Origin of the sequence: Azospirillum tabaci, from assembly GCF_014596085.1 — a bacterium.
Lineage (GTDB): Bacteria > Pseudomonadota > Alphaproteobacteria > Azospirillales > Azospirillaceae > Azospirillum > Azospirillum tabaci.
Genome location: NZ_JACCJY010000001.1, coordinates 395,144 through 416,193, shown reverse-complemented (window position 1 = coordinate 416,193; position 21,050 = coordinate 395,144). Strand labels below are relative to the sequence as shown.

At 68.8% G+C, this 21,050-nt stretch carries 21 protein-coding genes and 1 other RNA gene; 13 read left to right on the top strand and 9 right to left on the bottom strand.

Features of this window, described 5'->3' with window-relative positions:
- Window positions 1-2 precede the first annotated feature (2 nt).
- The 3 genes from H0B54_RS02010 to H0B54_RS02000 all read right to left on the bottom strand — a co-directional run bounded on the left by H0B54_RS02010 (window position 3) and on the right by H0B54_RS02000 (window position 2,731).
- On the bottom strand, window positions 3-1,859 hold the full coding sequence (locus tag H0B54_RS02010; protein WP_188259024.1) for a DNA polymerase III subunit gamma/tau: 1,857 nt from the start codon (window positions 1,857-1,859) through the stop codon (window positions 3-5).
- Between the two features lie 99 nt (window positions 1,860-1,958).
- An RNA gene (ffs, locus tag H0B54_RS02005) (signal recognition particle sRNA small type) lies at window positions 1,959-2,056 on the bottom strand.
- A gap of 135 nt (window positions 2,057-2,191) precedes the next feature.
- On the bottom strand, window positions 2,192-2,731 hold the full coding sequence (locus tag H0B54_RS02000) for a c-type cytochrome (RefSeq protein ID WP_094301831.1): 540 nt from the start codon (window positions 2,729-2,731) through the stop codon (window positions 2,192-2,194).
- A gap of 249 nt (window positions 2,732-2,980) precedes the next feature.
- On the opposite strand from H0B54_RS02000, the gene H0B54_RS01995 reads away from it, so the two are divergent.
- Both H0B54_RS01995 and H0B54_RS01990 read left to right on the top strand, forming a co-directional pair.
- Window positions 2,981-3,763, top strand: coding sequence for a 3-deoxy-manno-octulosonate cytidylyltransferase (locus H0B54_RS01995; protein WP_094302024.1), 783 nt, complete (start codon window positions 2,981-2,983; stop codon window positions 3,761-3,763).
- 14 nt (window positions 3,764-3,777) lie between these two features.
- Window positions 3,778-4,662: a prephenate dehydratase gene (locus H0B54_RS01990; RefSeq protein ID WP_137115037.1), complete on the top strand. Its 885-nt coding sequence runs from the start codon at window positions 3,778-3,780 to the stop codon at window positions 4,660-4,662.
- Window positions 4,663-4,800: 138 nt separating this feature from the next.
- Here H0B54_RS01990 and nudC read toward each other — a convergent pair whose 3' ends face one another.
- Window positions 4,801-5,742: an NAD(+) diphosphatase gene (gene nudC, locus H0B54_RS01985; RefSeq protein WP_188259023.1), complete on the bottom strand. Its 942-nt coding sequence runs from the start codon at window positions 5,740-5,742 to the stop codon at window positions 4,801-4,803.
- Window positions 5,743-5,899: 157 nt separating this feature from the next.
- Between nudC and hisN the strand changes: the two genes are divergently transcribed.
- Together hisN and H0B54_RS01975 are read left to right on the top strand one after the other, a co-directional pair.
- Window positions 5,900-6,682 carry a histidinol-phosphatase gene (gene hisN / locus H0B54_RS01980; protein WP_188259022.1) on the top strand — a complete coding sequence of 261 codons (783 nt, stop codon included), beginning with the start codon at window positions 5,900-5,902 and terminating at the stop codon, window positions 6,680-6,682.
- 17 nt (window positions 6,683-6,699) lie between these two features.
- Window positions 6,700-7,227, top strand: coding sequence for a hypothetical protein (locus H0B54_RS01975; RefSeq protein ID WP_094301827.1), 528 nt, complete (start codon window positions 6,700-6,702; stop codon window positions 7,225-7,227).
- A 267-nt stretch (window positions 7,228-7,494) separates the two neighbouring features.
- On the opposite strand, the gene aqpZ is transcribed toward H0B54_RS01975, so the two are convergent.
- A complete protein-coding gene (gene aqpZ / locus H0B54_RS01970) occupies window positions 7,495-8,235 on the bottom strand; it encodes an aquaporin Z (RefSeq protein ID WP_094301826.1) in 741 nt (246 codons plus the stop codon).
- Between the two features lie 175 nt (window positions 8,236-8,410).
- Between aqpZ and H0B54_RS01965 the strand changes: the two genes are divergently transcribed.
- From H0B54_RS01965 to H0B54_RS01930, 8 genes are all read left to right on the top strand, one after another.
- On the top strand, window positions 8,411-10,261 hold the full coding sequence (locus tag H0B54_RS01965; protein WP_188259021.1) for an extracellular solute-binding protein: 1,851 nt from the start codon (window positions 8,411-8,413) through the stop codon (window positions 10,259-10,261).
- Between the two features lie 12 nt (window positions 10,262-10,273).
- On the top strand, window positions 10,274-11,230 hold the full coding sequence (locus H0B54_RS01960; protein ID WP_188259020.1) for a hypothetical protein: 957 nt from the start codon (window positions 10,274-10,276) through the stop codon (window positions 11,228-11,230).
- A gap of 42 nt (window positions 11,231-11,272) precedes the next feature.
- The gene (locus tag H0B54_RS01955) at window positions 11,273-13,147 is read left to right on the top strand and encodes an extracellular solute-binding protein (protein WP_188259019.1); all 1,875 of its coding nucleotides are present in this window, start codon (window positions 11,273-11,275) and stop codon (window positions 13,145-13,147) included.
- Between the two features lie 143 nt (window positions 13,148-13,290).
- Window positions 13,291-14,400: a microcin C ABC transporter permease YejB gene (locus H0B54_RS01950; RefSeq protein WP_109070514.1), complete on the top strand. Its 1,110-nt coding sequence runs from the start codon at window positions 13,291-13,293 to the stop codon at window positions 14,398-14,400.
- 160 nt (window positions 14,401-14,560) lie between these two features.
- Window positions 14,561-15,673: an ABC transporter permease gene (locus H0B54_RS01945; protein WP_149648333.1), complete on the top strand. Its 1,113-nt coding sequence runs from the start codon at window positions 14,561-14,563 to the stop codon at window positions 15,671-15,673.
- Window positions 15,674-15,744: 71 nt separating this feature from the next.
- Window positions 15,745-15,987 (top strand): type II toxin-antitoxin system Phd/YefM family antitoxin, encoded by a 243-nt coding sequence (locus H0B54_RS01940; protein WP_014239394.1) that lies wholly within the window; start codon window positions 15,745-15,747, stop codon window positions 15,985-15,987.
- 2 nt (window positions 15,988-15,989) lie between these two features.
- A complete protein-coding gene (locus H0B54_RS01935; protein WP_188259018.1) occupies window positions 15,990-16,460 on the top strand; it encodes a PIN domain-containing protein in 471 nt (156 codons plus the stop codon).
- Window positions 16,461-16,470: 10 nt separating this feature from the next.
- The gene (locus tag H0B54_RS01930; RefSeq protein ID WP_188259017.1) at window positions 16,471-18,102 is read left to right on the top strand and encodes an ABC transporter ATP-binding protein; all 1,632 of its coding nucleotides are present in this window, start codon (window positions 16,471-16,473) and stop codon (window positions 18,100-18,102) included.
- On the opposite strand, the gene H0B54_RS01925 is transcribed toward H0B54_RS01930, so the two are convergent.
- Window positions 18,077-18,721 carry a pseudouridine synthase gene (locus H0B54_RS01925; protein WP_188259016.1) on the bottom strand — a complete coding sequence of 215 codons (645 nt, stop codon included), beginning with the start codon at window positions 18,719-18,721 and terminating at the stop codon, window positions 18,077-18,079. The two genes, H0B54_RS01930 and H0B54_RS01925, sit on opposite strands and share 26 nt — an antisense overlap.
- Window positions 18,722-18,777: 56 nt before the next feature.
- On the opposite strand from H0B54_RS01925, the gene H0B54_RS01920 reads away from it, so the two are divergent.
- Window positions 18,778-19,704, top strand: a complete 927-nt coding sequence (locus H0B54_RS01920; protein WP_188259015.1) for an NAD(P)-dependent oxidoreductase — start codon at window positions 18,778-18,780, stop codon at window positions 19,702-19,704.
- Between the two features lie 12 nt (window positions 19,705-19,716).
- On the opposite strand, the gene H0B54_RS01915 is transcribed toward H0B54_RS01920, so the two are convergent.
- The 3 genes from H0B54_RS01915 to H0B54_RS01905 form a co-directional block, all read right to left on the bottom strand.
- Window positions 19,717-20,157: a MarR family transcriptional regulator gene (locus tag H0B54_RS01915; protein ID WP_188259014.1), complete on the bottom strand. Its 441-nt coding sequence runs from the start codon at window positions 20,155-20,157 to the stop codon at window positions 19,717-19,719.
- A 138-nt stretch (window positions 20,158-20,295) separates the two neighbouring features.
- Complete coding sequence (locus tag H0B54_RS01910; RefSeq protein WP_188259013.1) at window positions 20,296-20,601, bottom strand: type II toxin-antitoxin system RelE/ParE family toxin; 306 nt, start codon at window positions 20,599-20,601, stop codon at window positions 20,296-20,298.
- Window positions 20,598-20,852: a CopG family ribbon-helix-helix protein gene (locus tag H0B54_RS01905; protein ID WP_188259012.1), complete on the bottom strand. Its 255-nt coding sequence runs from the start codon at window positions 20,850-20,852 to the stop codon at window positions 20,598-20,600. The genes H0B54_RS01910 and H0B54_RS01905 overlap by 4 nt, the downstream gene beginning before the upstream one ends.
- Window positions 20,853-21,050: the final 198 nt, after the last annotated feature.

Here is a 21,050-nt window from a genome sequence, read left to right as displayed (position 1 = left end):
GGTCAGAAATCTCCTTCATCGTCGAGCGGGTAATAAACCCCGTCGTCCTGCTGCATGACCATAAGGTCGGGATTCTCCCCGTCATCCGCAACCTGGGGCTCGGCCTCGACCGCCGCCTTGAGGTCGCGGACATCGGTGATCTTCGCGCCGGGAAAGGCGTCCAGAACGGCGCGCACCACCGGATGGGCCTCCGCCTCCTCCAGCGCGCGCCTCTGGGCGGCCTGCTCCTGCTGGATCAGCGTCGGCTCGCCCGGCGCGTCCGACACGATGACGACCCAGCGCTGGCCGGTCCATTCCGTCAACAGCTGGCCGACGCGATTCGGCAGGGTCGCCGGGGCCAGGGTCGTCAGACGCAGCTCCAGCCGCCCCGGCTCCATGCGCACCAGATGGACGCTGCCGGTCAGATGGCCGTAGAGCGCACCCTCGCGCTTCTCCGCGAAGACCTGGACCAGCGTGCGGAAGTCGCGCGGCATCGCCACGCGCTCCTCGTCCGCCACGGCGACGGCAACGGTCTGCACAGGCTGCGGGTTCGACTGCGGGCTCGGCTGCGCCTGGGCGACGGCGCGCACGGCGGAGCCGCCAACCGCCACCGGCCCGCCGCCGGGACCGCGCGGGGCGCCACCGCCACCCTGGCCACCTTGCCCGCCGCCGTTCTGCAAATTCTGGAACTGGCGGATCAGGTCGCCGGGAGTCGGCAGATCGGCGGCGTAGGACAGCCGCACGATGACCATCTCCAACGCCTGCTGCGGCACCGGGGCCGCCTGCACCTCGCCCAGCCCCTTCAGCAGGAGCTGCCACGCGCGGGTCAGCGCCGGCATGCCGAGCTTCGCCGACAGGGCGGCGCCGCGGGTGCGCTCCGCCTCCGGCAGGCCGGGGTCGTTGGCGCTGTCCGGCACGACCTTCAACCGCGTCAGGTTGTGCACGAGGTCGAGCAGGTCCTGGAGGATCACCACCGGATCGGCGCCGACGCGGTGCAGGTCGGACAGCAGGTCCATCGCCTCCGCCGGCTTGGCCGAGACGGCGGCCTCGAACAGGTCGATTACCTTGCTGCGGTCGGCCAGACCCAGCATGTCGCGCACCTGCTGCGCGGTCACGGTGCCGGCGGCCAGCGCGATGGCCTGGTCGAGCAGCGACAATCCGTCGCGCACCGAGCCGTCGGCCGCGCGCGCGATCAGCGCGGCGGCGTCCGGCTCGATCCCCGCCCCCTCCAGGCCGGTGACGCGGGTGAAATGCTCCTTCAGCACCTGGGCGTCGACACGCCGCAGGTCGAAGCGCTGGCAGCGCGAGAGCACCGTCACCGGCACCTTGCGGATCTCGGTGGTGGCGAAGACGAACTTCACATGGGCCGGCGGCTCCTCCAGCGTCTTCAAAAGCGCGTTGAACGCGCTCTTGGAGAGCATGTGGACCTCGTCGATGATGTAGAGCTTGTAGCGCGCCGAGACGGGGGCGTAGCGCACGCCGTCGATGATCTCGCGGATGTCGTCCACGCCGGTGTGGCTGGCGGCGTCCATCTCCATCACGTCAACGTGACGGTCCTCGGCGATGGCCCGGCAATTGTCGCAGACGCCGCAGGGCGTGACCGTCGGCCCGCCGGTGCCGTCCGGCCCGGTGCAATTCAGCGCGCGGGCGATGATGCGGGCGGTGGTCGTCTTGCCCACGCCGCGCACGCCGGTCAGCATGAAGGCCTGAGCGATGCGGCCCGAATTGATGGCGTTGGTCAGGGTGCGGACGAGCGCGTCCTGCCCGATCAGCTCGGCGAAGCTCTTCGGACGGTATTTCCGCGCCAGCACCCGGTAGGCGAGGCCCCCGGACATGCCGGAAACGGAAGAGGACATATCGGCAACGGTGGTATCGGTCACGCGGCTGGCCCGGTAATCGGCTTCACGACGGAGCGCAGAATAGCGTCACGGCACGGGGCTGTCGCCGTTTCAATTCGCTGCAGGAATTTATGGGGAAGGGTGGGAGACTGGACGAACGACCCGAGCCGAAACTCGTTACGGCTGCTTCCTTCCGGACCTGACCGGGTTGGCGAGGGACTCGTCCGCCGCCAGCCTCCCGCGCCTTATATCGGCGATAGGGCCGTCATATGCAAGGCCAATCTGCCGGCTTTCCGTTTGACGCGGAACGAAAAAGCCCCGCGTCCGATGGAACGCGGGGCTTTTGCCTCATTCTCAGATAAGACCGGTGCGCGTTACTGCGGCAGCGGCGCCGGGCTGTCGGACAGGGAGCGCAGATAGGCGATGATGTTCGCCCGTTCCTGGTCCTTCTTGACGCCAGCGAAGGTCATCTTGGTGCCCGGCGCGTAGGCCTTCGGGTCGTAGAGGAAGTGGTTCAGCTCGTCGTAGTTCCAGGGGCCGGCCTTGCCCTTGATGGCGTCGGAATAGGCGAAGCCGTCGATGTGGCCGTGCGCGGCGCCGACGATGCCGTACAGGTTCGGACCGACCTTGTTCGGGCCGCCCTTGTCGAAGCTGTGGCAGGCGGCGCAGGCCTTGGCCGCGGACTGGCCGGCGGCGGCGTCCGCCTTGGCGAGCAGCGGGGCGATCTCGGCGGGGCCGGACGGGGCGGCGCCACCGCTGGGGGCCGGAGCAGCGCCCTCCGGCATGGCCACGACATAGCCGGGCTTCTCAGGCGTCTTCGGGTGCACCAGAACTTCCGCGGCGAAGCCGGCCAGCATGGCGATCAGACCCGCCAGCAGCACGGCGCCGAAAATCTTGTTCCACTCCATGCTCATAACGTCTTGTTCCCCTTTTTTGTCGTGCCGCGGGTCCGTCGCCAAGCTGGCTGGTTCTCCGCCGCACGATAGCGTGACCGCGGCGGCTTGTCACCGCTTCGGCCCCCTCCCTTGCCACAGGAATGTCGGCACTCCGACTGTTGGCCACCTGAATATTGGAGTGACGCCGCTTGACGCAAAGGGCGATCCATGGTTCACCCGCGCCACCTTTCCGACGCGACAGGGGGCCGTTCCATCATGAACGCCGACATGAACGCAGACAGCAAGACGACGCCGAACCCGCCACCGTCCAATCCCATCGTGGTGATTCCCGCCCGCATGGCCTCCACCCGCCTGCCGGGGAAGCCGCTGGCCGACATCGGCGGCGCGCCGATGATCGTGCAGGTGTGGCGCCGCGCCATGGAGGCGGAGATCGGCCCGGTTGTGGTCGCCTGCGCCGAGCCGGAGATCGCCGCGGCGGTGGAGGCGGCGGGCGGCACCGCCGTGCTGACCCGGCCCGACCATCCCTCGGGCTCCGACCGCATCTTCGAGGCGGTCAGCCTGCTCGACCCGGAGGGGAAGTACGACGCGGTGGTGAACGTGCAGGGCGACCTGCCGACCATCGAGCCCGCCGTGGTGCGCGCCGCCTTCGCGCCACTGTCCGACCCGCAGGTGGACATCGCCACGCTGGTGGTGGAGATCACGCGGGAGGAGGAGCGCACCGACCCCAACGTGGTGAAGGCCGTCCTGGAGCTGCCGCCCGGCGCCCGGCGGGGCCGCGCCCTGTATTTCAGCCGCGCCACCGCCCCCTGGGGCGACGGACCGCTGTTCCACCACATCGGGCTGTACGCCTACCGCCGCGCCGCGCTGGAGCGCTACGTCCGGCTGCCGCCCTCGGCGCTGGAGCAGCGGGAGCGGCTGGAGCAGCTCCGCGCCCTGGCCTTCGGGATGCGCATCGACGCCGCCGTCGTTGACGCGGTTCCGCTCGGCGTCGATACTCCGGCCGACCTGGAGCGCGCCCGCGCGATCCTTGCCAAGCGCACCTCCCTCTAAAAGAAGACCTCCCGATGACGACCTCGAACGTGATCGCCTTCCAGGGCCTGCCCGGCGCCTATTCGGACCTGTCCTGCCGGACGGTCTTTCCGGAGATGACGACGCTGCCCTGCGCCACGTTCGAGGACGCCTTCGCCGCCGTGCGCGAGGGGCGCGCGGCGCTCGCCATGATCCCGGTGGAGAACTCCATCGCCGGGCGCGTGGCCGACAACCACCATCTGCTGCCCGAAGGCGGCCTGCACATCATCGGCGAGCATTTCCAGCGGGTGAACCACCAGCTCCTCGCCCCGAAGGGCGCGACGCTGGCCGGGCTGAAGACCGTGCGCAGCCACATCCAGGCGCTGTCCCAGTGCCGCAACATGACGCGGGAGCTGGGGCTGACGGCGATCTCCCACGCCGACACCGCGGGCGCCGCCGCGGAGATCGCCAAGCTGGGCGACCCGCAGCACGCCGCCATCGCCTCCTCGCTGGCCGCGGACATCTACGGGCTGGACATCCTGAAGGGCGGCATCGAGGACGCGGAGCACAACACCACCCGCTTCCTGATCCTGTCCCGCGAACCGAAGACCCCGCCGCTGCCCACCGAGGGGACCGGGGCCAAGATCATCACCACCTTCGTCTTCCGCGTGCGCAGCGTGCCGGCCGCCCTCTACAAGGCGCTGGGCGGCTTCGCCACCAACGGCATCAACATGACGAAGCTGGAAAGCTACATGGTCGGCGGGCACTTCACCCAGACCCAGTTCTACGCCGACGTGGAGGGCCATCCGGAGGAGCGCTCCCTGCGTCTGGCGCTGGAGGAGCTGGCCTTCTTCGCCCGCGCGGGCGAGGTGAAGATCCTGGGCGTCTACCCCGCCAACCCCTTCCGCTATCAGGAAAGCCAGCGCATCGGCGAGGATTGAGGGACGCCCTTGCCCCCACCCTTCCCACGGCTTCGCCGCGGGCCCCTTCCCTCCCCCGCTTCGCAAGGGAGGGAGCCATCCCCTCCACTGCGATAGCGGGGGAGAGTCAGGGAGGGGGCAAGCGATCCGCCATCTCCCTCACTCCCCCTCGGCGATCCACTCGTCGATCAACCGGCGGGCGATGCTGTCGGGACGGGCGAGGCGGAATTCCTCGCTGGGAGTAAACGTGCGCAGGAAATCGCGGTCGAACCAGTGGGCCGTCTCCAGCTCCTCCAGGTCGGTCTGGATGTCCAGCGTGACCGCCCGCGCGCTGAAGCCCAGCATCAGCGAGGACGGGAAGGGCCAGGGCTGGGACGAGTGGTAGCGGATGTCGGTGACCTCCAGCCCCACCTCCTCCAGCACCTCGCGCCTCACGCTGTCCTCCAGGCTTTCGCCCGGCTCGACGAAGCCGGCCAGCACCGAATGCATGCCCGGCGGGAAGCGGGAGTTGCGGCCCAGCACCATCCGCCCGGCCCCGTCATGGACCAGCATGATGACCGCCGGGTCGGTGCGCGGGAAATGGTGGGTGGCGCAGTCCGGGTTGGTGCAGACGCGCACATGCCCGCCCTCCGCACCCGCCGCGACGGAGCCGCAGACGCCGCAGAAGCGGTGCCGGGCGTTCCACCAAGTGATGCCGCGGGCGTAGGCGCACAGCCCGGCCTCCGTCGCCTCCATCACCGGGCCGACGGCGCGCAGATCCTCGAAGCGGCCGAGCCCGGCCAGGGCAGGATGCTCCTCCGGAGCCTCCAGGCCGGTCAGGTCCACGGTGAAGTGCGGAACGCCGTCGAGCAGGCCGAGGAAGACCGGCTCCACTCCCCAGTCGCCGCCGCAGGCGATGGCGACCGCGTGGGCCGAGTCGGCGTCGCCGGTCACGAAGTTGCGCGATTTCGCCACAGGCAGCAGGCGCGCGTTCGGTGAGGCCCAGGCGTCTTTCAGCCAGTCCTTGTCCTTGCGGCGCACGGCGGCGCGGTCGAGCGGAATGCCGGCATAGGCGTTCGGGCCGGCGTTCGGGCGGTCGGGTGGGGAGGAGCGGTCGTGCATGGCGAAGAGGCTGCCACAAGCCCGCGGAACGGGGAAGCGGCGTCCCGCGCAACCCTCCCCTCCTGATGATGGCTCCCTCATTGATGGTTTGCGCCGACGGAACGCCCGATTAGGATGCCGCCCTCTTCCCAACCACGCGCGATCCGGCGGAGCGACCATGACCGAACCCTGCCCCACCCCCCTGGTGACCCTGGCGGAGCGTCTGGCCGACGCCTCCGGCCCGGTCATCCGCCAGTATTTCCGCACGCCGGTGGCGGTGGACGACAAGGCCGACGCCTCCCCCGTCACCATCGCCGACCGCGAGGCGGAGCGGACCATCCGCGCCATCATCGAGGCCGAGCGCCCCGACGACGGCATTTTTGGCGAGGAGTTCGGGACGAAGAACCTGGACGCCGAATGGGTGTGGGTGATCGATCCCATCGACGGCACCAAGTCCTTCATCACCGGCCGCCCGATCTTCGGCACGCTGATCGCCCTGCTTCACCGCGGGCGCCCGGTGCTCGGCATCATCGATCAGCCCATCGTCCAGGACCGCTGGCTGGGAGTCGAGGGGCGCCCCACCCTGTTCAACGGCCAGCCGGCCCACGTGCGCGCCTGCGCCGGGGGGTTGGCCGCGGCGACGCTGGGCACCACCTCGCCCGACCTGTTCCCCGGAGCGGACCAGGACGCCTTCCGCCGGGTGGCGGGAGCGGCCAAGGTGTCTGTCTATGGCGGCGACTGCTACAGCTACGGCCTGCTGGCGGCGGGCTATTACGACCTCGTCGTCGAGTCGGGGCTGAAGCTCTACGACTTCGCGGCGCTGGTGCCGGTGGTGACCGGGGCCGGCGGGCTGATGACCGATTGGGACGGCCGGCCGCTCGACGCCAACTCCAGCGGGCGCGTGGTCGCCGCGGGCGACGCCCGCACCCACCGTGAGACGCTGGCCGCCCTGGCCGGCTGAGACCGAGGAGCATGCCCATGGCAACCATCGCCACGCCCGCCCGCTCCGTCTTCGAGACCTCGCCGGAGAAGCTGCGCCCCTTCCTGCACTCGCTGGCCGGCCGGGTGTCGGGCGGGGCCAACTGGATGGTCCGCAAGAAGACGGTCTGCGACCTGCTGCTGGGGCTGGACGCCTTCTTCGCCCTGCCGGCTGAGGAGCGCCGCGCCCTGATGGGCGCCGAGGACGGTGCCCCCGCCCAGGATGGCACCGGGCCGGAGGACTTCCGCAACGTCCTGCCGCTCTATGTCGGGGCGATCCTGGAGGGGCTGAAGGAAGAGGCCGTGACGGGGCCGGAGCAGGCGGCGATCTACATGCTGTCCATCCATCCGGAGCACCAGATGGCCGCGGAGGAATGGATGCTCGCCGATCCGCGCAACGGCAAGGCGGTGCGCCGGATGATGCGGTCCGACCGCCGCTACCGTCAGCTCATGGAGCGCATGGCCGACCATTGGCGGAAGACCCGAGCCGGTCAGGGCAGCAGCGAGACGGCCAGCAGCCCCAGGTAGATGCCGATGAACAGGCCGAGGACAATCCCGTAATCCTCGTCGGTCATCGGGTTGGAATCGGGGTCGAACTGCCGCATGATATACTCCCGGTGCGTCAACGGATGCTCAGAATAACCGTTGACGACCGCGAAGTTCCCGCGACAAGCCCGTGACTTCCGTCGGGTGGGGCCGGGTGGAGGGTGAACATCCCCATAAAAAACGGACCGCGCCGGAGGGGCACGGTCCGCTGAGTCGGGAGGGACCCGAAGGGAAACGGTCAGGAAGGACTCAGGCCGACGGCCGGGCCTCGCCGGTGATGGCGGGCTTCGGCGGCATCTCCTCGGCCAGCGCGCGGTAGGCCAGCCCGCCGAGCAGCCCGCCCACCAGCGGCGCCACCCAGAAGGCCCAGAGCTGCTGCAGCGCCCAACCGCCGACGACCAGCGCCGGACCCGTGCTGCGCGCCGGGTTCACCGACGTGTTGGTGACCGGGATGCTGATGAGGTGGATCAGCGTCAGCGCCAGACCGATGGCCAGCGGCGCGAAGCCCGCGGGCGCCCGCCGGTCGGTGGAGCCCAGGATGACGATCAGGAACATGAAGGTCAGGACCACCTCGGCCAGCAGGCCGGAGGTGAGGTTGTACGCGCCCGGCGAATGCTCCCCGTACCCGTTGGCGGCCAGCCCCTTGGCGGCCAGCGACCAGTCGGCCTTGCCGGTGGCGATGACGTACAGCACCACCGCCGCCAGGAAGGCGCCGACCACCTGGGCGATGACGTAGGGCAGGATGTCCTTGGCCGGGAAGCGCCCGCCGGCCCACAGCCCCACCGTGACCGCCGGATTCAGGTGACAGCCGGAGATGTGGCCGACCGAGTAGGCCATGGTCAGCACGGTCAGACCGAAGGCCAGGGACACGCCGGTCAGCCCGATCCCGACCTCCGGGAAGGCGGCGGACAGGACAGCGCTGCCGCAGCCGCCGAAGACCAGCCAGAAGGTGCCGAGAAACTCCGCGCTCGTACGCCGGAACATCGACATGTCACCACCTCGTCGGGCTTGCCGCATTTCCGCCTTTTTTGCGCCCCCGGACGGGCCGGCGCCAGCGAACGGGCGTAAGATACCGTTGCGTACGCGGACTTGACGCGCCGCAAGGCGCGTACATGCTAAGGCTGATCCGCCAAACCACTTCAGGCCAACCATGTCAGGACCGACGATGCGCCGAATTCTCGCTGCCGCCCGGACGACGGCCGTTTTGGCCCTACTCGCGCTGTCGGCGCCAATCGAGGCGAAAGGGGTCCAGGCGCAGACGGTCACCGTTCCCGCCCTGAAGCAGTTCGGCGAGCCGGAGTTCAAGCCGGGCTTCACCCATTTCCCGCACGCCAACCCCGACGCACCGAAAGGCGGACAGATCACCCTGGCCGCACAGGGCAGCTTCGACAGCCTGAACCCGATCATCCTGCGCGGCGTCACCCCGCGCACGCTGGGGCTGATCGCCGATTCGCTGATGGTCGGCTCCGGCTGGGAGATGGACGCCGCCTACGGGTCGCTGGCGGAGTCGGTGGAACTGCCCGACGACAGGAGCTGGGCCGTCTTCCACCTGCGCCGGGAGGCGCGCTGGCACGACGGCGTGCCGGTCACCGCCGGCGACGTGGTCTTCGCCTGGGACTCCATCCAGGCGCACGGCAACCCCTTCCTGAAATCCTTCCTCGACCGCGTCGCCGCGGTGGAGGCGCTGGACGAGCACCGGCTGAAGATCACCCTGAAGACCACCGGGGAGATGAAGCCGATCATCGACTTCGCCACCAGCATAGCCCCCCAGCCCGAGCATTGGTGGACCGCCAATGGGCGCGACATCTCCAAGACGACGCTGGAGCCGGTGCTGGGCAGCGGCCCCTACCGCATCAAGGCCGTCGATCCGGGCCGCTCCATCACCTACGAGCGGGTGGCCGACTGGTGGGGCCGCGACCTGCCCACGGCGCGGGGCTTCTACAACTTCGACAGTGTGAAGGTCGATTACTACCGCGACGACGACGTGATGTTCGAGGCCTTCAAGGCCGGCGCCTACGACTTCCGCACCGAGCACCGGGCGCAGCGCTGGACCACCGGCTACGACTTTCCCGCCGCCAAGGACGGCCGGGTGAACCGCGTGGAGGTGAAGAGCGACCTGCCGCTGGGCGCCCAGGGCTTCCGCCTGAACACCCGCCGCGCCAAGTTCGCCGACCCGCGGGTGCGCGAGGCGCTGGGCTATCTGTTCGACTTCGAATGGATTCAGAAGAACATTCTGTACGGCCAATATCTCCGCACGACCTCCAACTTCCCCAACTCCGACTTCGGCGCCAAGGGGCCGCCGACGCCGGAGGAATTGGCTCTGCTGGAGCCCTTCCGCGCCCAGCTGCCGGAGCGCGTCTTCACCACCCCCTTCGAGCCGCCGAGGACCGACGGCAGCGGCAACAACCGCAACAACCTGCGCGAGGCCATGCGCCTGTTCCGCGAGGCCGGGTGGGAGCTGAAGAACGGTCGCATGACCAGCGCCAAGACTGGCGAGGTGCTGAGCATCGAGTTCCTTGACGGCACCGGCGCGCTGACCCGCGTCATCCAGCCCTATGTGGAGGCGCTGCGCAAGGCGGGCATCGACGCGGTGCTGCGGGTGGTCGACACCGCTCAATTCCAGGCCCGCACCGACGAGTTCGACTTCGACGTGGTGGTGGCGAACTTCAACTTCTTCACCCCGCCGGGAACGGAGCTGCGCAGCTACTTCGGCTCCGCCGCCGCGGACGTCCGGGGATCGGCCAACTACGCCGGCATCAAGGAACCGGCGGCCGACGCGATGATCGAAAAGGCGCTGGCGGCGAAGGATCTCGCGTCGGTCCAGGCGGCGACCCGCGCGCTCGACCGCGTGCTGCTGTGGGGCTTCTACATGGTGCCGCACTGGTACAACCCGGACAACTGGATCGCCCACCGGACGACTCTCGGCTTCCCGGAGAAGACCCCGAAATACGATCTGGGCTTCCGCAACAGCGGCTTCCCCGAGGCGTGGTGGGTGAAGCCGGGCAAGGAAGGCTGAGGCCGCCGTCCCATGCCCCCGGAGACACCCACCCCTTTACCGGCGCCCGATCCCCAGGACCTCTTCGACCGGGAGATCCGGCCGCTGCTGGACCGGCTGGAGCGCCAGCGGACCGGAACCCGCGCCGCCATCGTGCTGCTGGTCTTCGCCGTGATCGGCGGGACGGTGCTTGCCCTGGTGAAGCTGCCCTTCCTCCTGAAGACCTTAAAGCACGGCGGAAAGCTCTACGGCGCCCTCACCTTCGCCGTCTTCACCGTCCCGTTCGTTCTCTTCCGCCGCCGCCGCAAGCGCTTCTTCGTCGCGCTCGTGCTGGCCGCCTGCCGCCACGCCGACCTTACCTACGCGCCCGGCGGCTGCCTCGGACGGCGCCGACTGCGCCAGTTGTTCAGCGACCTGAAGCCGAGCGGCGCCCAGGCCGAGGATGGCATCACCGGCGTGCGCCGGGGCCTGACCTTCTGGTTCAACGAGGTCGAGCTTCACAAATCGGCCGGGCTTCTGAAGGGACCCGAGCGGATTTTCCGCGGCTGGCTTCTCTGCATCGATCTGCCGCAACCGGGCGGGTCGCCGCTGTCCTGCACGCTCACCCTCGGCGTCCGGGGCGCCGAGCCGGTGCTGACCCCGCTGAACGGCGCGGTGGCGGAGGCCGAGCAGCGGTTCCCTCCGGAGGTGCGGGCCCTGGCCGCCCGGCTGGCCGCCCTGGCGGGCGCCCGCGAGGTCCGGCTGACCACCGACGGGCTGCGCTTCATCCTGGCGATCGACACCGGGCGCGACCTGTTCGAAGGGATCGCGGCCCTCGACGAGCGGATGACCCCCGCCCTGTTCGCCCGTTTCCTGGAGGAGTTGGACACGCTGACGCGGGTCGTGGACGGGCTTTCCGCGGCGCTCCAGGCGCCAATCGCCGCGCCGTCCCCCCAGCCCGCCGCAAGCTTGGACGCCGCCGAGCCCGCATCCGCCTTGAATGTGCCATAGACGGACCCCTACCTTACCGGAAACAAAAGGACCGAGAGGGGCATGAGGAAGACCGGTAAAGCGATCCTGGCCGCGGTCATGTGCCTGTATCTGGCGGAACCCTTCGCCGTGGCCCATGCCCAATCCAACCCGCAGGGAGCCGCCCGGCACGCCGTCACGGCCCATGGGACGCCCAAATACGGGCCGGACTTCCAGCATTTCGACTACGTCAACCCCGACGCCCCCAAGGGCGGCGAGATCAAGCTGGCGACCTACGGCAGCTTCGACAGCCTGAACCCCTTCATCCTGCGCGGGTCGACCGCCGCCGGGGCCAGCCTGCCCTTCGACACGCTGACGGTGGAGAGCGGGGACGAGGTGCTGACCCGCTACGGGCTGCTCGCCGAGACCATCACCGTCGCCGAAGACCGGAGCTGGGTCCGCTTCACGCTGCGCCCGCAGGCGCGCTTCCACGACGGCGCCCCGGTGACCGCCGAGGACGTGGTGTGGAGCTTCGAGACGTTGCGCGACAAGGGCCACCCGCTCTACCGCACCTACTACGCCGACGTGGTGAAGGCGGAGAAGACGGGAGAGCGTGCGGTCACCTTCACCTTCCGCGACGGCGGCAACCCCGAGCTGCCGGTCATCATGGGCCAGTTGCCGGTGCTGCCGAAGCATGTGTTCGAAGGAAACGGCTCCGGGGTGCGCGACTTCGCCAGCACGACGCTGGACCCCATCGTCGGCAGCGGCCCCTACCGGATCGTCGAGGTGCAGCCCGGCCGCTCCCTCGTCTTCGAGCGGGTGACGGACTGGTGGGCCAAGGACCTGCCGGTCAACCGCGGGCGCTACAACTTCGACCGCATCCGCTTCGACTATTACCGCGACCTCGACGTGGTGTTCGAAGCCTTCAAGGCCGGGGCCATCGATTTCCGGGTGGAGCATTCGTCGAAGAACTGGGTGACCAGCTACGACGTGTCCGCCGTGCGCGACGGCCACATCGTCCGCGAGGAGATCAAGCACCAGGACCCGCAGGGCATGCAGGCCTTCGTGTTCAACAGCCGCCGCCCGGTCTTCGCCGACCGCAAGGTGCGCGAGGCGCTGAATTACCTGTTCGACTACGAATGGACGCGGGCCAACCTGTCCTACGGGTTGTTCCAGCGCACCAAGAGCTTCTTCTCCAACTCCGAACTGGCCTCCGCCGGCCTGCCCTCGCCGGAGGAGCTGAAGCTTCTGGAGCCCTTCCGCGGCAAGGTGCCGGAGGAGGTCTTCACCAAGCCCTTCGCGCCGCCGCAGACCGATGGGTCGGGCAACATCCGCCCGAACCTGCGCACGGCACTGTCCTTGCTCAAGGAGGCCGGGTGGGAGCTGAAGGGCAACAAGCTGCTGAACGCGAAGACCGGCGAGCCGATGCGCTTCGAGATCCTGCTGGTGCAGCCGGACATGGACCGCATCGTCCAGCCCTTCGTCCGCAACCTGGAGCGCGCCGGGATCGAGGCGGCCATCCGCGTGGTGGACACCGCCCAGTATCAGAACCGGATCGACCGCTACGACTTCGACATGGTCATCCAGCGCATCCTGCAATCGACCTCGCCCGGCAACGAACAGCGCGACTACTGGCAATCCGCCCGCGCCGACCAGCCGGGCAGCCGCAATCTGGCCGGCATCAAGGACCCGGTGGTCGACGCGCTGATCGACAAGGTCATCCAGGCCCCCGACCGCGAGAGCCTGGTCACGGCGACCCGCGCGCTCGACCGCGTGCTGCTGTGGGGCTGGTACGTCATCCCGCAATGGCACGACGACGTGCGGCGCGTCGCCTATTGGAACCGTTTCTCCCATCCGGCGGTTGCGCCCAAATACGGCTTGGCCTTCACCGACACCTGGTGGGTCGATCCCGACAAGAACGCGAAGCTCGCCAACACGGCCCGCCGCGCGGCGCCCTGAGACGGTTGGGAAATGGACGCTTCCATCATTTTCCAACCGTAGAACCCGGCAGATCAATGCGTTAGCATTGATCGAGAGGGGCACCCCGGCGGCACGAAAGTGCCGCCGGGGTGAGACGGCAAACAGAAAGGCGAACCCGCGCGATGCTGGCCTACATCATCCGCCGTCTGCTGCTGATCATCCCGACGCTGTTCGGGATCATGGTCATCAATTTCCTGATCGTGCAGATCGCGCCCGGCGGTCCCATCGAGCAGATGATCGCCCGCGTCCAGGGCACCGCGGTGGAGGCGACCGCCCGCATCGGCGGCACCGGCGGCGGCGAGACCGGCGGCCCGGCGGCGCAGCAGGCCCAGGGCGGCGACACCGGCAGCCGCTACCGCGGCGCCCAGGGGCTCGACCCGGAATTCATCAAGCAGCTTGAGAAGGAATTCGGCTTCGACAAGCCGCTGCACGAGCGCTTCATCCACATGATGTCGAACTACCTGATGTTCGACTTCGGCAAGAGCTATTTCCGCGACCGCAGCGTCGTCGATCTGGTGATCGAGAAGATGCCGGTGTCGATCTCGCTGGGCATCTGGACGACGCTGATCGTTTATCTGGTGTCGATCCCGCTGGGCATCGCCAAGGCGGTGCGCGACGGCCAGCCCTTCGACGTCTGGACCTCCGGCGTGGTCATCGTCGGCTACGCCATCCCCAGCTTCCTGTTTGCCGTGCTGCTGATCGTCGTCTTCGCCGGCGGGCGCTATTTCGACCTGTTCCCATTGCGCGGGCTGGTCTCCGACAACTGGGCGAGCCTGCCCTGGTGGCGGCAGATCCTCGACTACATGTGGCACATGGTGCTGCCGGTGCTGTCCATGGTGATCGGCGGCTTCGCCGGGCTGACCATGCTGACCAAGAACTCCTTCCTGGAGGAGATCAACAAGCAGTATGTCGTCACCGCCCGCGCCAAGGGTCTGGCGGAGCGGCGGGTGCTCTACGGCCACATCTTCCGCAACGCCATGCTGATCGTCATCGCCGGCTTCCCCGGCGCCTTCATCGGCATCCTGTTCACCGGCGCCCTGCTGATCGAGGTGATCTTCTCGCTGGACGGGCTGGGGCTGCTGGGCTTCGAGGCGGCGATCAACCGCGATTATCCGGTGATGTTCGGCACGCTGTACTTCTTCACGCTGCTGGGGCTCATCATGAACCTCGTCGGCGACGTGACCTACGTCGCCGTCGATCCCCGCATCGACTTCGAAGCGCGGAGGGTGTGATGGCGAGCTTTTGGCACTCTCCCTCCCCCGCCCCGGGGGAGGGTTGGGGTGGGGGTACCGTCGAGGATCACGGGGCTGATCCTCGGCGGACCCTCACCCGGCGCCTTCGGCGCCACCCTCTCCCCGGGGGGGAGAGGGATTGGACGCAGGAGACGCGACCATGAGCGGCGACCGTTTCCTCGGCCTGCGCGTGACGCCGCTTACCCGGCGGCGGCTGGCGAATTTTCGGGCGAACCGGCGGGGCTTCTGGTCCTTCTGGATCTTCCTGGTGCTGTTCACCCTGTCGCTGGGCGCGGAGTTCATCGCCAACGACCGCCCGCTGCTCATCAAATACGACAACGCGCTCTACTGGCCCGTCTTCACCGCCTATCCGGAGACCACCTTCGGCGGCGAGTTCGAGACGGAGACCGATTACCGCGACCCCTACGTGCGCCAGCTGATCGAGGAGAAGGGCTGGATCGTCTGGCCGCCGATCCCCTACGGCTACCGCACCATCAACTACAACCTGCCGGTCCCCGCCCCGGCCCCGCCGTCGGCCGACAACTGGCTGGGCACCGACGATCAGGGGCGCGACGTGGTGGCGCGGCTGATCTACGGCTTCCGCATCTCGGTGCTGTTCGGGCTGGTGCTGACCGCCTTCTCCTCGGTCGTCGGCATCATGGCGGGGGCGGTACAGGGCTACTTCGGCGGCATCACCGACCTGCTGTTCCAGCGCTTCATCGAGATCTGGCAGGGCCTGCCCACGCTGTTCCTGCTCATCATCCTGTCCAGCGTGGTGACGCCGAACTTCTGGTGGCTGCTTGGGCTGCTGCTGCTGTTCTCCTGGACCTCGCTGGTTCATGTGGTGCGGGCGGAGTTCCTGCGGGCGCGCAACTTCGACTATGTGCGCGCGGCCCGCGCGCTGGGCGCCACCGACGCGACGATCATGGTGCGCCATGTGCTGCCCAACGCGATGGTGGCGACCCTGACCTTCCTGCCCTTCATCCTGAACGGCTCCATCACCACGCTGACGGCGCTGGACTTCCTGGGCTTCGGCCTGCCTCCCGGCTCCCCCTCGCTGGGCGAGCTGCTCGCCCAGGGCAAGGCGAACCTCCAGGCGCCCTGGCTGGGCCTGACCGCCTTCTTCGTGCTGGCGATCATGCTGAGCCTGTTGATCTTCATCGGCGAGGCGGTGCGCGACGCCTTCGACCCGCGCAAAACCATCGGTCAGCTTTCCACGGCCACCGGAACCGCCAACGAGGCGGGCGCGGTGGCGCAGAAGGCCGCAGAATGACCGGCGTTCTTGACGGAACGGCTGTTCGCGGCCATCTTGTAGGCAAATTCACTACATTGGGCGCGAGTCCCATGGAAGACGCTGTCTCCGCCGCGGAGGCCAACCGAAACTTCTCCCAGATCCTTCGCAGTGTGAAGGAAGGGCACAGCTATGTCGTGACCTCCCATGGCACGCCGGTCGCGCGGATCGTCCCCACCAAGCGGAGCAGTGCCCTGTCCGACGCCGCCAAGGCGACCTTGATGGCACGGCTGAGGGCGCAGCCCGTGCAGATCGTCGGTCCGCGCTGGAGCCGCGACGAGCTGTACGAGGAGTGAGCATGCGCGTCGCCCTCGACACGAACCTGCTCGTTTACGCCGAGGGCGTCGCCTTCCTGCCGTCCGACACGCACAAGCCGGCGGTGGTTCACGACCTGCTGGACGCCGTGCCCGCGGAGGACGTCGTTGTTCCAGCCCAGGTTCTGGGGGAGCTGTACCGCGTGCTCACCGGAAAGGCCAAACGCCCGGCGACCGAGGTGCGCACCGCGATCCTGAACTGGTGCGATCTTTACGCGCCGGTGGACACGACCGCCGCCGTGATGATGGCGGCCATCGATCTGGCCGCGATCCATCGCTTGTCGATCTGGGACAGCGTCGTCCTGTCGGCGGCTGCGGAGTCCGGCTGCCGTCTGATGCTGTCGGAAGACATGCAGGAAGGCTTCACATGGCGCGGCCTGACCGTTGTCAACCCGTTCTCCGCCACGCCGCACCCCTTGCTGTCGGCTCTGCTCGCCGGCAAGCCGGCCTCCTAGGATGGAAACCATGACCGCGACCGACGATCTCCTCCAGGTCCGCAACCTCCATGTCGAGTTCCGCTCGGGCGGCGGGGCGATGCACGCGGTGAAGGGTGTGTCCTTCGACATCGCCAAGGGGGAGACCCTGGCGCTGGTCGGCGAGTCCGGGTCGGGCAAGTCGGTCACCGCCCTGTCGATCCTCCAACTGCTGCCCTACCCCATGGCGCGCCACCCGCATGGCTCCATCCGCTTCCGCGGGACCGAGCTGGTGGGGGCGGAGGAGAAGGTGCTGCGCGACGTGCGCGGCGACCGCATCGCCATGATCTTCCAGGAACCGATGACCTCGCTGAACCCGCTCCACAGCATTGAGCGGCAGATCAACGAGACGCTGTTCCTGCACAAGGGCCTGTCCCGCGCCGCCGCGCGCAAGCGCACGCTGGAGCTGCTGCGGCTGGTCGGTCTGCCCAACCCGGAAAAGCGGCTGAACGCCTACCCGCACGAGCTGTCGGGCGGCCAGCGCCAGCGCGTGATGATCGCCATGGCGCTCGCCAACGAGCCGGACCTGCTGATCGCCGACGAGCCGACCACCGCGCTGGACGTCACCATCCAGGCGCAGATCCTGGAGCTGCTGAAGGATCTTCAGCGCCGCTTCGGCATGGCGCTGCTGCTCATCACCCACGATCTGGGCGTGGTGCGCAAGATGGCCGACCGGGTCTGCGTGATGAACCAGGGCGAGATCGTCGAGCAGGCCGAGGTGGCCGACATCTTCGCCCGCCCGCAGCACCCGTACACGCGCAAGCTCCTGGCCGCGGAGCCGAAGGGCGACCCGCTGACCCCGCCCGCCGACGCGCCGGAGGTCATGGCCGCCGACAACCTCAAGGTCTGGTTCCCCATCAAGAAGGGCCTGCTGCGCCGCACCGTCGATCACGTCCGCGCCGTGGACGGCGTGTCGGTCAACGTGCGGCAGGGACACACCGTCGGGGTGGTCGGCGAGTCCGGTTCCGGCAAGACGACGCTGGGGCTGGCCCTGCTGCGCCTGCACGCCAGCGAGGGGGCGATCCGCTTCGACGGCAAGGACATCCAGGGCTGGCAGGCCAAGAAGCTGCGCGGGCTGCGGCGGGAGATGCAGGTGGTCTTCCAGGACCCCTACGGCAGCCTGTCGCCCCGCCTGTCGGTCGGCCAGATCATCGGCGAGGGGCTGACCATCCACGGCATCGGCTCCGGCGCCGAACGCGACGCCATGGTGGCGAAGGCGCTGGAGGAGGTGGGGCTCGACCCGTCCAGCCGCCACCGCTACCCGCACGAGTTCTCCGGCGGCCAGCGCCAGCGCATCGCCATCGCCCGCGCCCTGGTGCTGAAGCCGAAATTCGTCGTCCTGGACGAGCCGACCAGCGCGCTCGACATGTCGGTTCAGGCGCAGATCGTCGACCTGCTGCGCGACATCCAGGCGCGCAACAACCTCGCCTACCTCTTCATCAGCCACGACCTGCGGGTCGTGCGGGCGCTCAGCAGCCACGTCATCGTCATGAAGGACGGCAAGGTGGTGGAGCAGGGACCCACCCGCCGCATCTTCGAGGAGCCGCGGGAGGAATACACCCGCGCCCTGCTCGCCGCCGCGCTGAACCTGGAAGCCGTCAAGTCCGACGCCGTGCGGATGTAGCGGTCCGCGGGCGCTTCGCCTTCGCGTTGGGCGGCGCCTTCGCCCTGACCGGCGGCGCCTTCGGGGAGTCCCGCCCCGGCACCGTCACCTCGCGCCATTGGCCGGGCGCCAGACCGTCCAGCGTCCAGTCGCCGATGGACCAGCGGATCAGCCGCAGGGTCGGGAAGCCGACCGCGGCGGTCATGCGGCGCACCTGACGGTTCCGCCCCTCCCGCAGGGTCAGGGCGATCCAGCTCGTCGGGATGGCGGCGCGGAAGCGCACGGGCGGGTCGCGCGGCCACAGGCCGTCCGGCTCCGCCATCCGGCGGGCCTCGGCGGGCAGGGTCGGGCCGTCGTTGAGCGTCACCCCGTCGCGCAGGCGCTGCAACGCCTCCTCGGTCGGGACGCCCTCCACCTGCACCCAGTAGGTCTTGGGCAGCTTGTGCTTGGGCGAGGCGATGCGGGCGATCAGCGCGCCGTCGTCGCTCAGCGCCAGCAACCCCTCGCTGTCGCGGTCCAGTCGCCCGGCGGCGTAGACTCCCTTCACCGGCACATGGTCGGCCAACGTCGGGCGCCCCTGCTCATCGGTAAACTGGGGCAGCACGCCATAGGGCTTGTTCAGCAGGATCAGACGGGGCACGGTTGGCTCGAACGGGTTTTGAGACGAACAACGACAACATTACAGGGGTTTGCGCCGTGACGCTGCTTTTCTGCTCCACCACCGACCGCTCCGACCGCTGGCTGAGCGAGCTGGACGCCCGCCTGCCCGGGCTGGAGGTGCGGGTGTGGCCCGAGATGGGGGACCCGGCGGACATCGAGATGGCGCTGGTGTGGAAGCCGCCGCACGGGCTGCTCGCCACCCTGCCGAACCTGAAGCTGATCGTCTCGCTGGGCGCCGGGGTGGAATCGCTGCTGCTCGACCCCACCCTGCCCGAGGTGCCACTGGTCCGCATGGTGTCGGAGGGGCTGACCGTGGACATGGCCGGCTATGTGGCGCTCCAGGTGCTGCGTTGGCACCGGCTTCTCGACGAGTACAAGGCGCTCCAGCAAGCCGGGCGGTGGGAGCCGCTGGACCACCGTCCGGCGTCGGAGGTGAGTGTCGGCATCCTCGGCATGGGCGAGCTGGGCATGGCCTCGGCCAAGACGCTGCTGAGCATGGACTACCGCGTGCTGGGCTGGAGCCGGACGCCGAAGACGCTGCCGGGGGTGGAGAGCTTCTCCGGACCCGACGGGCTGGCGGCGATGCTCGGGCAATGCGACCTGCTGGTCTGCCTGCTGCCGCTGACGGCGGAGACGCGCGGCCTGCTGAACCGCAAGCTGTTCGCCGCCCTGCCCAAGGGGGCGGTGGTCGTCAACGCCGCGCGCGGCGGGCATCTGGTGGAGGACGATCTGCTGGCGGCGCTGGAGAGCGGGCACATCGCCGGGGCCAGCCTGGACGTGTTCGCGGAGGAGCCGCTGCCCGCCGGCCATCCCTTCTGGACGCACCCGAAGGTGCATGTGACGCCGCACGTCGCCGCCGTCACCCACCCGTCGCGCTCCGCCGCGGTGGTGGCCGAGGCGATCACCGCCTTCCGCGAGGGGCGCCCCCTGCCGAACCTCGTGGACCGCAGCCAGGGCTACTGAAAACGGTGGCGGTCAGGCGGGCACCACCACAGGGCCGGAGGCGCTCAACTGCGCCTCCAGCCGCGCCTTGGCGGAGGCGGCCACCTCCTCCTCGGCGCGGATGACGGCCATGTCTTCCGGCGCCACGGCGCCCGCGGCGACCACCAGCTCGGCGAAGTCGGACAGGAAGACGCTGCCCTTTACGGTGCGCTGGACGAGCACGCTGCGCTTGTCCTCGGCGTCGCGCTTGCGCTTGATGAAGCCGAGCAGCGACAGCCGGTCGAGCGCGCGGGTCACCGCCGGCTTGGAGATGTTCAGCGTCGCCGCCAGCCCGCGCACGGTGTGCGGCGGATCGCTCAAATAGACCTGAAGCATGATCGCCATCTGCCGCGCCGACAGGTCCGGCCCGTCCTGCCGGACGCTGGCGATCAGAGCCGTCCGCCACAGGCCGAGCGCTTTCAGGTTCCGTGCCATGTTTTCCCCCCGCGTGCCGCGTCCCTTGCCCCGAAGGCCCCCGCATTCGGAACGCGCGGCGAAGGAGTGTCCCCCAACCCGGCTCGGACAAGCAAGCGTTTCGCAACCGGATCGATCGGTCAGTTCGTCGCGGAAGGCTCACGCCCAGTCGGGCGGAGGCGGCTGGCGGCGGATGTGGTGCACCCGCAGGATCTCCAGCTGGGCATCCATGTCATTGGACACCGTCACCCGATAGACGATCCGATAAGGAAGATCGGACAGCTTCAGTTCCCGCGTGCCGGGAAAAATGCCCGGCTTGCCAATGTTGGGCCGCTCGGCGATCAACGCCACAGACTGACGGATGCGCTGCGCGATGCGCACCGCCGCGGCGGGATTGTGCTCGCGGACGTAACGGGAAATGTCGTCGATGTTTCGAAGGGCACCGCGCAGATAGCGGACCTTCACTGCGCCCTCAAAGGCTGGCCGAAAGAGGCAAACGCTTTTTCGACCTCGTCGTCACTGGCGAAGTCACCCTCATCGGCATCGGCGACAGCCCGGCGGATGTCCTCGAACGCCTCACACTGGTCGGCAAGGTAACTCTCGACCGCGCGCTCGACATGCCAAGCCGGATCGTGCGCCGTCGCCCGCGCAAGTCGGTCGAGCGCTTCGGCTATCTTTCCATCCACGCGAATGGTCACGGATACCGGTTCGGACATCGGTGCGCCCCGCTGGGGTGAATGTTGGGGAAAGGGTATGCGGCTCCAATATGGCTTTCAAGGGCCATGGAGATTCCTGTTGATCGGTTAGGGTGTCGCAGGTGGAGGAGTGTATCGGATGACGGAGCTTTGCCCCCACCCTAACCCTCCTCCGCTGCGCAGGGGAGGGAACTCCGCTGGCTTCGGACAACGCCCTCC

Excerpts from the sequence above, each read along its gene's own strand:
- H0B54_RS01935 (WP_188259018.1), top strand. The coding sequence starts at position 15,990 with ATGCGCGTCGCCCTCGACACGAACCTGCTCGTTTACGCCGAGGGCGTC.
- H0B54_RS01930 (WP_188259017.1), top strand. The coding sequence starts at position 16,471 with ATGACCGCGACCGACGATCTCCTCCAGGTCCGCAACCTCCATGTCGAG.
- hisN (WP_188259022.1), top strand. The coding sequence starts at position 5,900 with ATGACCGAACCCTGCCCCACCCCCCTGGTGACCCTGGCGGAGCGTCTG.
- H0B54_RS01950 (WP_109070514.1), top strand. The coding sequence starts at position 13,291 with ATGCTGGCCTACATCATCCGCCGTCTGCTGCTGATCATCCCGACGCTG.
- H0B54_RS01915 (WP_188259014.1), bottom strand. The coding sequence starts at position 20,157 with ATGGCACGGAACCTGAAAGCGCTCGGCCTGTGGCGGACGGCTCTGATC.
- H0B54_RS01965 (WP_188259021.1), top strand. The coding sequence starts at position 8,411 with ATGCGCCGAATTCTCGCTGCCGCCCGGACGACGGCCGTTTTGGCCCTA.
- H0B54_RS01990 (WP_137115037.1), top strand. The coding sequence starts at position 3,778 with ATGACGACCTCGAACGTGATCGCCTTCCAGGGCCTGCCCGGCGCCTAT.
- H0B54_RS01905 (WP_188259012.1), bottom strand. The coding sequence starts at position 20,852 with ATGTCCGAACCGGTATCCGTGACCATTCGCGTGGATGGAAAGATAGCC.
- H0B54_RS01945 (WP_149648333.1), top strand. The coding sequence starts at position 14,561 with ATGAGCGGCGACCGTTTCCTCGGCCTGCGCGTGACGCCGCTTACCCGG.
- H0B54_RS01960 (WP_188259020.1), top strand. The coding sequence starts at position 10,274 with ATGCCCCCGGAGACACCCACCCCTTTACCGGCGCCCGATCCCCAGGAC.
- nudC (WP_188259023.1), bottom strand. The coding sequence starts at position 5,742 with ATGCACGACCGCTCCTCCCCACCCGACCGCCCGAACGCCGGCCCGAAC.
- H0B54_RS01955 (WP_188259019.1), top strand. The coding sequence starts at position 11,273 with ATGAGGAAGACCGGTAAAGCGATCCTGGCCGCGGTCATGTGCCTGTAT.
- H0B54_RS02000 (WP_094301831.1), bottom strand. The coding sequence starts at position 2,731 with ATGAGCATGGAGTGGAACAAGATTTTCGGCGCCGTGCTGCTGGCGGGT.
- H0B54_RS01995 (WP_094302024.1), top strand. The coding sequence starts at position 2,981 with ATGAACGCAGACAGCAAGACGACGCCGAACCCGCCACCGTCCAATCCC.
- aqpZ (WP_094301826.1), bottom strand. The coding sequence starts at position 8,235 with ATGTCGATGTTCCGGCGTACGAGCGCGGAGTTTCTCGGCACCTTCTGG.
- H0B54_RS01940 (WP_014239394.1), top strand. The coding sequence starts at position 15,745 with ATGGAAGACGCTGTCTCCGCCGCGGAGGCCAACCGAAACTTCTCCCAG.
- H0B54_RS01975 (WP_094301827.1), top strand. The coding sequence starts at position 6,700 with ATGGCAACCATCGCCACGCCCGCCCGCTCCGTCTTCGAGACCTCGCCG.